6 protein-coding genes are annotated in these 12455 nt (G+C 71.1%); 4 read left to right on the top strand and 2 right to left on the bottom strand.

All coding sequences use genetic code 11. The features are described 5' to 3' along the window. The first annotated feature begins 2 nt into the window (after window positions 1-2). The 3 genes from ABD331_RS30560 (at window position 3) to ABD331_RS30550 (ending at window position 8073) form a co-directional block, all read left to right on the top strand. Window positions 3-1220 (top strand): NADP-dependent isocitrate dehydrogenase, encoded by a 1218-nt coding sequence (locus ABD331_RS30560; RefSeq protein WP_253752397.1) that lies wholly within the window; start codon window positions 3-5, stop codon window positions 1218-1220. A 234-nt stretch (window positions 1221-1454) separates the two neighbouring features. Beyond that, on the top strand, window positions 1455-6914 hold the full coding sequence (locus ABD331_RS30555; RefSeq protein WP_344481960.1) for an ATP-binding protein: 5460 nt from the start codon (window positions 1455-1457) through the stop codon (window positions 6912-6914). A 130-nt stretch (window positions 6915-7044) separates the two neighbouring features. Beyond that, window positions 7045-8073 (top strand): polysaccharide deacetylase family protein, encoded by a 1029-nt coding sequence (locus ABD331_RS30550; protein ID WP_344481958.1) that lies wholly within the window; start codon window positions 7045-7047, stop codon window positions 8071-8073. Here ABD331_RS30550 and ABD331_RS30545 read toward each other — a convergent pair. Continuing rightward, window positions 8067-9011: a hypothetical protein gene (locus ABD331_RS30545; RefSeq protein ID WP_344481955.1), complete on the bottom strand. Its 945-nt coding sequence runs from the start codon at window positions 9009-9011 to the stop codon at window positions 8067-8069. The two genes, ABD331_RS30550 and ABD331_RS30545, sit on opposite strands and share 7 nt — an antisense overlap. A gap of 70 nt (window positions 9012-9081) precedes the next feature. Next, window positions 9082-10209, bottom strand: coding sequence for a saccharopine dehydrogenase family protein (locus ABD331_RS30540; protein WP_344481952.1), 1128 nt, complete (start codon window positions 10207-10209; stop codon window positions 9082-9084). Between the two features lie 152 nt (window positions 10210-10361). Between ABD331_RS30540 and ABD331_RS30535 the strand changes: the two genes are divergently transcribed. After that, a complete protein-coding gene (locus tag ABD331_RS30535; RefSeq protein WP_344481949.1) occupies window positions 10362-12425 on the top strand; it encodes a serine/threonine-protein kinase in 2064 nt (687 codons plus the stop codon). The last annotated feature ends 30 nt before the right edge of the window (window positions 12426-12455 follow it).

Below are 12455 nucleotides of genomic sequence, written 5' to 3'. Positions count from 1 at the left end.
GCATGCCCAAGATCAAGGTGGAGGGCCCCGTCGTCGAGCTTGACGGCGACGAGATGACCCGGATCATCTGGCAGTTCATCAAGGACCAGCTGATCCTTCCCTACCTCGACGTCGACCTGAAGTACTACGACCTCGGCATCGAGCACCGGGACGCCACGGACGACCAGGTCACCATCGACGCCGCGAACGCCATCAAGAAGTACGGCGTCGGTGTGAAGTGCGCCACCATCACCCCGGACGAGGCGCGCGTCGAGGAGTTCGGCCTCAAGAAGATGTGGAAGTCCCCCAACGGGACCATCCGCAACATCCTCGGCGGCGTGATCTTCCGCGAGCCGATCATCATGTCGAACGTGCCGCGGCTCGTGCCCGGCTGGACCAAGCCGATCGTCGTCGGCCGTCACGCCTTCGGCGACCAGTACCGCGCGACGGACCTGAAGATCCCCGGCGAGGGCACGCTGACCCTGACGTACACCCCCAAGGACGGCTCCGAGCCGATCGAGCTCGACGTGTACGACTTCCCCGGCAGCGGCATCGCGATGGCGATGTACAACCTGGACGAGTCGATCCGCGACTTCGCCCGCGCGTCGATGCGTTACGGCCTCAACCGCGGCTACCCGGTCTACCTCTCCACGAAGAACACGATCCTCAAGGCCTACGACGGCCGCTTCAAGGACATCTTCGCCGAGGTCTTCGAGACCGAGTTCAAGGACGAGTTCGACAAGGCCGGCCTGACCTACGAGCACCGCCTCATCGACGACATGGTCGCCGCGGCGCTGAAGTGGGAGGGCGGCTACGTCTGGGCCGCGAAGAACTACGACGGCGACGTCCAGTCCGACACGGTCGCCCAGGGCTTCGGCTCGCTCGGCCTGATGACCTCGGTCCTGATGACCCCCGACGGCCAGACCGTCGAGGCCGAGGCCGCGCACGGCACCGTGACCCGCCACTACCGCCAGCACCAGCAGGGCAACCCCACCTCCACGAACCCGATCGCCTCGATCTTCGCGTGGACCCGTGGCCTGGCCCACCGCGGCAAGCTCGACAACACCCCCGCGGTGACCGAGTTCGCCAACACGCTGGAGCAGGTCTGCGTCGAGACGGTCGAGGGCGGTCAGATGACCAAGGACCTCGCGCTGCTCGTCGGCGGCGACGCCAAGTGGCTCACCACTCAGGACTTCCTGGCGGCTCTCGACGAGAACCTCAAGAAGAAGATGTCGGCCTAAGCGCCGTCAAAAACGACCTCTACCTGCGGTTACGCCGCATGGTAGAGGTCGTTTCACTGTCTGCCGCCGCTTCACGCGCAGTCGGCTTTTTGGGGGTTTCCCACAAATGCAGCCCCGCAGCGTGCGCTGTGTACGACATGGGCGTCAGCGGCAGGAAGACGGAAGAGTTGATACTGCACGGGGCTGTCGTGCCGCAGGGCGCGCATTCGTTGGTCTACAGGAGGGCTCGGTCGGGTGTTCAATCGTGTCGCCATCGTCAATCGTGGTGAGGCCGCCATGCGCCTCATCCACGCCGTACGGGACCTCGCCGCGGAGACCGGGACACGGATGGAGACCGTCGCCCTGTACACCGACGTCGACCGTACGGCCACCTTCGTCCGCGAGGCGGACCTGTCCTACGACCTGGGTCCGGCCTCGGCGCGCCCCTACCTCGACCTGAAGGCGCTGGAGCGCGCCCTGGTGGAGACGGGGGCCGACGCCGCGTGGGTCGGGTGGGGCTTCGTGGCCGAGGATCCGGCGTTCGCGGAGCTGTGCGACAGGATCGGCGTCACCTTCGTCGGGCCGAGCCCCGACGCCATGCGCAAGCTCGGCGACAAGATCGGCGCGAAGCTGATCGCCGAGGAGGTCGGCGTGCCGGTCGCGCCGTGGAGCCGCGGCGCGGTGGAGAGCCTGGAGGCCGCCCGCACGGTCGCGGCGCAGATCGGGTACCCGCTGATGCTGAAGGCCACCGCGGGCGGCGGCGGGCGCGGCATCCGCGTGATCCATGACGAGGCCGAGCTGGACGACGCCTACGAGCGCACCAGCCAGGAGGCCGCGCGGGCGTTCGGCAGCGGCGTGGTGTTCCTGGAGCGGCTGGTGACCGGCGCCAGGCACGTCGAGGTGCAGGTGATCGCCGACGGCCAGGGCACCGCGTGGGCGCTGGGCGTGCGCGACTGCTCGGTGCAGCGGCGCAACCAGAAGGTCATCGAGGAGTCGGCGTCGCCGGTGCTCGCCCCCGAGCAGGCGGCCGAGCTGAAGGCGTCGGCCGAGCGGCTGGCCGTGGCGGTCGGCTACCGGGGCGCGGCCACCGTCGAGTTCCTCTACCACCCGGGCGACCGGATGTTCGCCTTCCTGGAGGTCAACACCCGGCTGCAGGTCGAGCACCCGATCACCGAGGCCACCACCGGGTTCGACCTGGTCAAGGCGCAGCTCCACGTGGCCTCAGGCGGCAGGCTCGAAGGGCAGCCGCCTGCGGAGCGCGGGCACGCCATCGAGGCCCGGCTGAACGCCGAGGACCCCGACCGCGACTTCGCGCCGTCCCCGGGCCGCATCGCGCGGCTCGACCTGCCCGCGGGGCCCGGCATCCGGGTCGACACGGGCGTCAGCGCGGGCGACACGATCCCCGCCGACTTCGACTCCATGATCGCGAAGATCATCGCCTACGGCCGCGATCGCGAGGAGGCCCTCGGCAGGCTGCGCCGGGCGATGGCCCGCACCTCGGTGATCATCGAGGGCGGCGCCACCAACAAGAGCTTCGTGCTCGACCTGCTCGACCAGCCCGAGGTGATCGACGCCAGCGCCGACACCGGCTGGATCGACCGCGTCCGCGGCGAGGGCAGGCTCGTCTCCCACCGCCACTCCGGCGTCGCGCTGGCCGCCGCCGCGATCGAGGCGTACGAGGAGGAGGAGCGCGCCGAGCGGCAGCGGCTGCTGGCCACCGCGTTCGGCGGGCGCCCGCAGGTGCAGCACAAGAGCAGCCGCCCGCTGGACCTCAAGCTGCGCGGCGCGGGCTACCGCGTGCGCGTCGCCCGCGTCGGCGCGCACCGCTTCCGCGTCGCCGTCGAGGCGGGCGGCGAGCTGCGCACCGCCGACGTCGAGCTCGACCGCTTCGACCGCTACACCGGGCAGATCGTCGTCAACGGCAGCCGCTACCGCCTGCTCATCGGCACCCACGGGGCCACCCACCTGATCGAGGTGGACGGCGTGGCGCACCGCGTCAGCCGCGACGAGGGCGGCGTCGTCCGCTCGCCCGCGCCCGCGCTGGTCGTCGCCACGCCGCTGCAGGTCGGCGCCGAGGTCGAGGCGGGCGCTCCGGTGCTGGTGCTGGAGTCCATGAAGATGGAGACGGTGCTGCGGGCGCCGTTCAAGGCCAGGCTGAAGGAGATCGCCGTCTCCGTGGGCAGCCAGGTCGAGACCGGCGCGCCGCTGCTGCGGCTGGAGCCGCTCGCCGACGACGCCGCGGCCGACGAGGTCGCGGCGGCGGGCGCCGTCGAGCTGGACCTGCCGGTGGCGCCCGAGACCGTCCCGGCGATCGAGCGCGCCAGGCGCGGCCAGGACGGCCTGCGCAGCCTCCTGCTGGGCTACGACCTCGACCCGCACGACGAGCGCCGCGTGCTCGACGACTACCTCGCCGCCCGCCGTACCCTCATCGAGGACGGCCACCGGCCGCTGGCCGAGGAGCTGGAGCTGTTCGAGGTCTTCGCCGACCTGGCGGAGCTGAGCCGCAACCGGCCCGCCGGTGAGGACGGCGACGAGCACGTGCACAGCCCGCGCGAGTACTTCCACACCTACCTGCAGAGCCTCGACGTCGAGCGGGCCGGGCTGCCCGCCACCTTCCAGGCCAGGCTGGCCAAGGCGCTGCGCCACTACGGCGTCACCGAGCTGGAGCGCACCGGCGAGCTGGAAGGCGCCGTGTTCCGGATCTTCCTGGCCCAGCAGCGCGCGTCCGCCGACGCCGCGGTGCTGGTCAGCCTGCTGCGCTCCTGGCTGCGCGAGCCGCCGCCCGACGAGGCGCTGCGCGAGCCCGCCGGCCTGGTGCTGGAGCGGCTGCTGGCCGCGACGCAGGTCCGCTTCCCCGTCATCTCCGACCTCGCGCGCGGCGTGGTGTTCGCCTGGTTCGGCCAGCCGCTGCTGCGCCGCAACCGCGCCCGCGTCTACGCCGGCGTCCGCAAGCACCTGCGCCACCTCGACGCGCACCCCGACGCGCCCGACCGCGCCGAGCGCGTCGCCGAGATGGTCCGCAGCACCGAGCCGCTGGTGCGGCTGCTCGGCCAGCGCCTGGTCCGCGAGAACCTCGACAACGCCGTCATGCTGGAGGTGCTGACCCGGCGGTACTACGGCAACAAGCCGCTCATCGCCGTGCGCACCAGCGAGGTCGCGGGCTGCACGTTCCTGATCGCCGAGCGCGCGGGCTCCTGCGTCGTCTCCTCCGCCGTCGCCTTCGACGCCCTGGGCGGCGCGCTGCGCGGCCTGGCGGAGCTGACCGGCGCCCGCGAGGACGTCGTGGACGCCGACATCTACCTCGTCTGGGAGGGCCAGCCCGAGGACCCGGACGCGGCGGCGGCGGCCCTGCACGAGGTCATCGCCGCGCACCCGCTGCCCGAGCAGGTCCGCAGGATCACCACCACCGTCGCGGGTCGCGGCGGGGCGGTCATGCACCACCACTTCACCTTCCGCCCGTCGCCCGAGGGCATGGCGGAGGAGCGGCTGATCCGCGGCCTGCACCCGTACATCGCCGAGCGCATGCAGCTGGAGCGGCTGAACAAGTTCGACCTCACCCGGCTCCCGTCGTCGGACGAGGAGGTCTACCTCTTCCAGTGCGTGGCCAGGGAGAACCCGTCCGACGACAGGCTCATCGCCTTCGCGCAGGTCCGCGACCTGACCGAGCTGCGCGAGCACGACGGCAGGCTCGTCGCGCTGCCCACGGCCGAAGACATCATCGCCGCCTGCGTCGACTCCATCCGCCGCGCCCAGGCCCGCAGGCCGTCCAAGAAGCGGCTCAACACCAACCGGATCGTGATCTACGTCTGGCCGCCCAGCAACCTCACCCGCGCCGAGATGGAGATGCTCGCCAGGCGCGTCCTGCCGACCACGGCGGGCGCGGGCCTGGAGGAGACGCTGTTCATCGCGCGCCAGCGCGACCCGGAGACCGGCGCGCTGACCAAGGTCGCCGTGCGCATCTCCCTCGACGCCACCGGCGCGCCCAAGCTGACGATCAGCCAGCCGTCGGACGAGCCGATCGAGCCGCTCGACGACTACCGGCAGAAGGTGCTGCGCGCGAGCAGCCGCAACACCGTCTACCCGTACGAGCTGACCGGCGTGCTCGGCGACTTCGCCGAGCACGACCTCGACGCCGACCACGCGCTGGTGCCGGTCGATCGGCCCAAGGGCCGCAACACCGCGGCGCTCGTCGCCGGCGTGGTCACCACCCGGACCAGGCGCCACCCCGAGGGCATCACCAGGGTCGTGCTGCTCGGCGACCCGACCAAGTCGCTCGGCGCGCTGTCGGAGCCCGAGTGCCGCCGCGTGATCGCCGCGCTCGACCTGGCCGAGCGGATGCGGGTGCCGCTGGAGTGGTACGCGCTGTCGGCCGGCGCCCGGATCTCCATGGAGTCCGGCACCGAGAACATGGACTGGGTGGCCGCCGCGCTCAAGCGCATCGTGGAATTCACCCAGGACGGCGGTGAGATCAACATCGTGGTCGCGGGCATCAACGTCGGCGCGCAGCCGTACTGGAACGCCGAGGCGACGATGCTCATGCACACCAAGGGCATCCTCGTCATGACGCCCGACTCGGCGATGGTGCTCACCGGCAAGCAGTCGCTCGACTTCTCCGGCGGTGTCTCGGCCGAGGACAACTTCGGCATCGGCGGCTACGACCGCGTGATGGGCCCGAACGGGCAGGCCCAGTACTGGGCGCCGAACCTGTCCGCCGCCCGCGACGTGCTCATGTCGCACTACGACCACACCTACGTCGCCCCCGGCGAGCAGGGGCCGCGACGGGCCAGGACCAACGATCCCGTCGACCGTGACGTCTCCGACTTCCCGCACGTCGTGGAGGGCAGCGACTTCACCACGGTCGGCGAGATCTTCTCCAGCACGGCCAACCCCGACCGCAAGAAGCCGTTCGACATCCGCACGGTCATGCGGGCGCTGTCCGACCAGGACCACCCGGTGCTGGAGCGCTGGGCGGGCATGGCCGACGCGGAGACCGCGGTGGTGCAGGACGTGCACCTCGGCGGCATGCCGGTGTGCCTGCTCGGCATCGAGTCGCGCTCGGTGCAGAGGCGCGGCTTCCCTCCCACGGACGGCCCCGACACCTACACCGCGGGCACGCTGTTCCCGCGCTCGTCGAAGAAGGCCGCGCGGGCGATCAACGCGGCCAGCGGCAACCGGCCGCTGGTGGTGCTGGCCAACCTGTCCGGCTTCGACGGCTCGCCGGAGTCGATGCGCAAGCTGCAGCTCGAGTACGGCGCCGAGATCGGCCGGGCGATCGTGAACTTCCGCGGGCCCATCGTGTTCTGCGTCATCTCGCGGTACCACGGTGGCGCGTTCGTGGTGTTCTCCAAGGCGCTCAACCCGAACATGACCGTGCTGGCGCTGGAGGGCTCGTTCGCCTCCGTGCTCGGCGGCGCCCCCGCCGCCGCGGTCGTCTTCTCCGGTGAGGTCAACGCCAGGACCGCGGGCGACGCGCGCGTACAGGAGCTGGAGGCGCGCGTGGCCGCCGCCGCCGGCGCCGATCGCGCCGCGCTGACCGCCGAGCTGGACGAGCTGCGCGCGTCCGTACGGGCGGAGAAGCTCGGCGAGGTGGCCGCGGAGTTCGATCGGGTGCACAACATCCGGCGCGCGGTCGAGGTCGGCTCCGTGGACGCCGTCATCAGCGCGGCCGAGCTGCGCCCGCGCGTCATCGAGGCCATCGAGGCGCGCCTGAAGTAGTGACCCCGCAGGACGAGGGCCGCCCCTGTGCGGCCCTTTTCCATGTCTTGACGCGTACGGCGGCGTGGCGCTGTTGATCACGTGGGTATGAGGCAGCTCAAGACAGTCGTACGCGTTTCGGGGGGTTCGGATGCGACTGAGAATGTTGAGTGGGCTGGGGGCGCTCACCGCCGCCGCGATCCTGACCGGCTGCGACTCTCAGCCGGACACCACCAAGCTGGCCGAGACCAAGGTGGACGCCGCCGCCAAGCTCAAGGCGACCAAGGCGGCCAAGGTCAAGAAAGCCGCCCAGGTACGGGCGAACGAGCTCGGCCAGATCCCGGTGCTGATGTTCCACCGGATCGTGCCCAAGCCGCAGACGACGGACGACAGGTCGCCACAGCAGTTCAAGGCCGACCTGGAGCGCCTGGTGCGGGAGGACTACGTGCCGATCACCGCCGCCGAGATGGTGGCCGGCAAGATCGACATCCCGGCGGGCAAGCACCCGGTGGTGCTGACCTTCGACGACTCCTCGCCCTCACAGCTCACGCTGAACCAGATGGGCGAGCCGCAGAAGGACACCGCCGTAGCGATCATGAAGGAGGTCGCCGACGCGCACCCGGGCTGGAAGCCCAAGGGCACCTTCTACGTGACGCGCGACATGTTCGGCAAGACCGTCCGCGAGGAGCAGGCGCAGATGCTGCTCTGGCTCAAGGACAACGGCCACGAGATCGGCAACCACACCAGCGACCACCTCAACCTGCGTGGCCGCTCGCACAAGGAGGTCGAGGACCAGATCGGCAAGATCGCCGCGCAGATCAACGCCTTGTCCTACACCAAGCCCACCACCATCGCCCTGCCGTACGGCAACCAGCCGAACAAGAAGGACTGGGCGATGCGCGGCAAGCTGTACAACCACCAGGGCGCCTTCCTGGCCGGGTACACGCCCGCGCCCGCGCCGTTCAGCAAGTCCTACGACGCGGCCGGGATTCCGCGGATCAAGGCCATGGACAAGAAGGGCGACTGCGCGCAGTTCTGCTCGCACGCGTGGCTCGACTGGCTCAAGAAGAACCCGGACATGCGGTACACCTCGGACGGGGATCCGCGTACGGTGGCCTATCCGAAGTACAAGGCGCCGTACCTGCGCAAGTCCTTCACCACCTGGAGCCTGCCCTACTGAGGAGGACGCGGCGCGCCGACGACGGTCTCCTCGTCGGGCGGCAGCCCGGGCAGGCGCCGCAGCCCGCCGGAGGCGGCGCTGACGAGGAACCAGCCGAGATGGTCGGCGCCTTCGGCGCTGTGCATCTTCAGGAGGATCTCGTCGTTACCGCGCCACTGCATGACGGTCGACTTGGTGGCGCCGCCGAGACCGGGGAGCACGAGTCGCCTGGTCACGCGGCGGGTGGCGGCGTCACGGAACTCCAGGGTGCCGTTCCTGGACGCCTCGTCGTTCACGCCGGCGTCGCGCTTGCCGTCGGGTGAGGCGTCGTAGCCCCACTCCTCCTTGGGTTTGGGGCGCGGCGTGCTCCTGCCGGTGGTGAAGTCGGTGCGCAGGCCCTTGGCGCCGTACCAGACGGTGAAGGTGCCGCCGTCGGCCAGGATCGACGTCTTCGTCATCTCGTCCGGGGTCAGGACGGGCGAGAGGTGGCGCTTGAGCTTCTTGCGCAGGTCGACGCCGACGAAGCGGCGCTCGACGGCGCTCAGGTAGGCCACGCGACGGCCGTCCGCGCTGACGGCCATGGCCACCGAGCGCCACGCCCCCGGCCCCGTGCTGACCCCCGACACGGCGTCGGGGATGACGTTGCCGGACCGGCACTCGTCCAGGTCGCAGAACTTGCCGCCCAGCTCGCCCGCGTGGACGCCTTCCTTGGCGATCAGGTGGAGCTGCCAGCCCACGCACGTGGCCGTGCCGGGGGACGGCCAGGCTTCGAGGTCGGCGTTGCAGCCGTCCTTCTTGGGCAGCGCGTACTGGACGACGAACTCCGTGCGCGGATGGTCCCAGGGGCCGAGCGTGGGGCTGGGGGTGGTGGGCCCCGCGACGGCGGTGGTGGACGGGGTGCTGCACGAGGTGAGGGCCATGGCGAGGAGAGCCACTGCCACCGTGCTGGATCGGCGCATGCTGGAGCGCTCCGCTCATGAGAGGGGAGGCCAGAGTAGCGATCTTGAGATCTGGGACGCCAGGTTGGAATCAGGGTTTCCTGATGAACGTGATCCCCGCGCGGTGCAGCCGGTCGATGAGGGGCTGCCCCATGGCCGAGGCCGTGGTGAGCTGCCCCGCCCGCTCAGGCACGTCGTCGAAGGCCAGGCACAGCGCCGACTCCGCGAGCATCTTGGCCGTCTCGTCGTAGCCGGGGTCGCCCCCCGACACCTCCGTGACCACGCGCTCGCCCCCGCCCTCGCCCAGGAACGTGACCTTGAACCAGCTCCTGGCCCGCCGCGCGGGTGACGGCCCCTCGCCGGGGCGTACCCGGCCCCGCATCCAGCGGCGCGCGGGCGGGAGCTGGGCGAGGGCGGCGAAGGCGCCCGCGCCCGCCACCGTGGCCAGCGCCTTCGGCAGGGTGCGGACGGCGTAGTGCTGGCGGTAGGTGAAGTCGGGCCCGTAGCGGTCGAGCAGGCGGGCGGAGTAGCCGACGATGTGCGGGTCGATGCTGGGCATGGGCAGCGCCCAGCCGCCCACGTAACGCAGGCCGCCCGGCAGCGAGCTGACCCGGCGGCCCTTGGGCCTGGGCTCGGCGGAGCGGCGCTGGGCGCCCTGGGCCACGGCCTGGCGGGCGCGGCCCATGACGGTCAGCACACTGGCCGCCGTGCCGCCCGACGGGCGCCCGTTGACCCGCAGGAAGCCGCTGACCTTGAGCGGCTCGCCCTCGGGAAGCTCGCCGACCGTGTAGAGGACGCCGAGGTCGAACGGGATGGAGTCGAAGCCGCAGGCGTGCACCAGCTTGGCGCCGCTCCCGACGGCCCGCTCGTGGTAGTGCACGTAGACGCGGTCCACGAACTCCTGCTCGCCCGTGAGGTCGAGGTAGTGCGTGCCGGCGTCGGCGCAGGCGGCGACGAGAGGCTCGCCGTGCAGCACGTACGGGCCGACCGTGGTGGCCAGCACGCGCGTCTGGCGGGCGAGCGCGGCGAGCGAGGCCGCGTCGGTGGCGTCGGCGGTCAGGACCGGCACGTCGAGCCCGAGGCGCTCCAGCTTGGCCCTGTCGCGTCCGGCCAGCGCCCAGCGGGTGCCTGGGCCGGCGGCCCTGGCGAGGTAGGCGGCCGTCAGCGCGCCGGTGAACCCGCTGGCGCCGAACAGCACGATGTCATAGGGGCGATCCATGATCCCGAGGCTTCCCCGAACGGGGTGCGGACGCAAGATGCCGCACGAAAGACACGAAGCCGTGATGTAGCCAAACCTTAACCGATCCCTCAGAAGTAGCCGAGCGTCGTAAAGTTTGCGTCGATGGGGTTCTGTACACGTGGGGATGACGAATGCCGCAAATTTCGCCGCTGGTCGCCGGCGATCCCACCGAGCTGGGGTCCTTCCGGCTGTCCGGGCGGGTCGGCGAAGGCGGCCAGGGCATCGTCTACCTGGGCGTCAACGACCAGGGTGAGCGGGCCGCGATCAAGCTGCTGCACGTCAAGTTCAGCGGCGACACCATCGCCAGGTCGCGCTTCGCCAGGGAGCTGAAGGCGGCGCAGCGGGTGGCGTCGTTCTGCACCGCCCGGGTGATGGAGGCCGACCTCGACGGCAACACGCCGTACATCGCCAGCGAGTACATCGACGGCCGGCCGCTGCGGGAGGTCGTCGAGGCCGACGGGCCGCTGACCGGCACGGTGCTCGACCGGCTGGCCATCGGCACCGCCACCGCGCTCACCGCGATCCACCACGCCTCGATCGTGCACCGCGACTTCAAGCCCGACAACGTGCTGATCGCCGCCGACGGGCCGCGCGTGGTCGACTTCGGCATCGCCCGCATCATCGACTCCACCGGCACGATCACCAGCCGCGCCATCGGCACCCCCGCCTACATGGCGCCCGAGCAGATCGCCGGCGACGACATCGGGCCGTTCACGGACGTCTTCTCGTGGGGAGCCACCATCGCCTTCGCGGCGACGGGGAAGGTGGCCTTCGAGGGCAAGTCCATCGCGACCGTGCTCAACCGCATCCTCAACCACGAGGTGGACGTGCAGATGCTGCACGAGCCGCTGCGGGGCGTGGTGCGCGAGGCGCTGGCCAAGTCGCCCGCCGAGCGGCCGTCGGCCGACCAGATCCTGCTGCGGCTGCTGGGGCAGTCGTCCACGGTGGGGGCGTCCACGGCGGTGCTCGCCAGGGGTGTCGAGGTGGCCAGTGACGACACCATGCCGTTCATCAGGGTGTCGGCCGGGTCGATCACCGACCAGCCGGGGCACAAGGGCTCCGTGGTGCCGCCGTCCCCGCACACAGGCCCTTCCCCCGATCCCCACCCTTCCCCTGCGCCCGGACCGCACACGGGTGCCTCGCCGGTGCGGTCGGCGCCGACCGACGCCTCGGGTGCGGCGCCGCAGGATCCCGCGGGGCAGCAGCCCGCCATGACAGCGCAGTCGGGCGGCCACACGGCCACGGCGCCGCCGGAGACGGGCGGGCCTGGGCATCCGTACCCGATGCCCGAGCAGCCCGTCGTCCCGCCGGGGCGCGGGCGGCCGAAGGTGTGGCTGGCGCTGGCCACCGCGATCGTGCTGATCGCCGCCGCGGCGATCGCGCTGGTGCTGAACGGAGGCCTGTCGAGACTGACCTTCCTGAACGACTCAGGCCCCGAGGAGACCTCCGGCCCCAAGTCGGGCACCGGCTACTCCACGGTGGCGGACAAGGTGGCGCAGACCGGGAAGATCGTGATCGGCGTCAAGGGCGACCTGCCGGGCGTCGCGCTGCAGAACGGCGACCTGTTCCAGGGCTTCGACATCGACATCGCCCAGCGGATCGCGACGGAGCTGGGCGCGAAGCAGACGACGTTCGTCCGGGTCGGCAGGGACGACCGCGCGCCCGCCCTGGCCGAGGGCCGGGTGGACCTGGTGGTGGCCACGTACTCGATCGACCAGGGCGACACGCAGTTCGCGGGCCCGTACTACCTGGCGCACCAGGACATCCTGGTGCGCGCGGGCGCGGACATCGACGAGATCGGCGACCTGAAGGGCAAGCGGATCTGCGCGCCCAACAGCCCGTCGGTCGGCGCGGTGCAGGACCGGGTGAAGGTGCAGCCGGTCATGGCCAGCGACTACGCCGCCTGCATGGACCTGCTCAGGACCGGCAAGGTGGACGGGGTGCCGGGCGACGACCTGATCCTGGCCGGGTTCGCGGCCAGGGAGAACATGCGCTACAAGATCCTCGGCGCGAAGCTGACCAACGAGCGCTACGGGGTGGGCATCAGGAACGGCGACGTGCGCACCTGCCAGGCGGTGCAGGCGCTGATCGCCGACTTCTACGCCAAGGGCTACATCCAGCAGCTTCTGACCAGGTACTTCGAGAAGGTGGAGTTCGACGCGGAGCTGAAGGTGCCCGCGATGGAAACCTGCTGATGACGAGCGGGTAACATCCCAGGCGTCAAC

It is taken from the genome of Nonomuraea monospora, assembly GCF_039531895.1.
GTDB classification, from domain to species: Bacteria; Actinomycetota; Actinomycetes; order Streptosporangiales; family Streptosporangiaceae; genus Nonomuraea; species Nonomuraea monospora.
Note: the sequence above shows the minus strand (reverse complement) of the source record. Positions and strands in the feature narration are given on the sequence as shown.

Coding starts and splice junctions, on each gene's coding strand:
- ABD331_RS30560 (WP_253752397.1), top strand. CDS start 3: ATGCCCAAGATCAAGGTGGAGGGCCCCGTCGTCGAGCTTGACGGCGAC.
- ABD331_RS30550 (WP_344481958.1), top strand. CDS start 7,045: ATGCGACTGAGAATGTTGAGTGGGCTGGGGGCGCTCACCGCCGCCGCG.
- ABD331_RS30545 (WP_344481955.1), bottom strand. CDS start 9,011: ATGCGCCGATCCAGCACGGTGGCAGTGGCTCTCCTCGCCATGGCCCTC.
- ABD331_RS30540 (WP_344481952.1), bottom strand. CDS start 10,209: ATGGATCGCCCCTATGACATCGTGCTGTTCGGCGCCAGCGGGTTCACC.
- ABD331_RS30535 (WP_344481949.1), top strand. CDS start 10,362: ATGCCGCAAATTTCGCCGCTGGTCGCCGGCGATCCCACCGAGCTGGGG.